The 331-nt window shown below is 67.4% G+C and carries 1 protein-coding gene; it reads left to right on the forward strand.

From position 1 onward, the window contains the following. On the forward strand, window positions 1-331 hold a 331-nt coding region (locus LRF89_RS13425; protein WP_238637398.1), incomplete at both ends, for a response regulator.

A 331-nucleotide genomic window follows, 5' to 3' on the forward strand; every position in this document is an offset into this window, starting at 1 on the left:
GGCGCCGGCGCTCTGGCGGCCTGGCAAACAAAGACTTTCGATGCCCTGGTGCTCGACCGCCACATGCCCGGACTCGATGGCGACAAGCTGGCCGAACACATCCGGGCCGAGGAACAGGCCGAGGGCTACCCCCGGGTACCCATCGCCCTTTACACCGCCTATGCCCGCAACGAAGTGGAAGCGGTCCTGGAGTCCGCGCTCTTCGATGCGTTCTTGGGCAAGCCGCTGGATCGCACGGAGCTGCGGCAATGGATCGAATCGCTGGCGCTGCGGAAGGAGCCCGAGACCGGCACCACCACCGGAGAGCCCCCCCGTGGAAGCGCACCCCATC

The sequence above is a fragment of the Halorhodospira sp. 9621 genome (assembly GCF_022228055.1).
Taxonomy (GTDB): domain Bacteria; phylum Pseudomonadota; class Gammaproteobacteria; order Nitrococcales; family Halorhodospiraceae; genus Halorhodospira; species Halorhodospira halophila_A.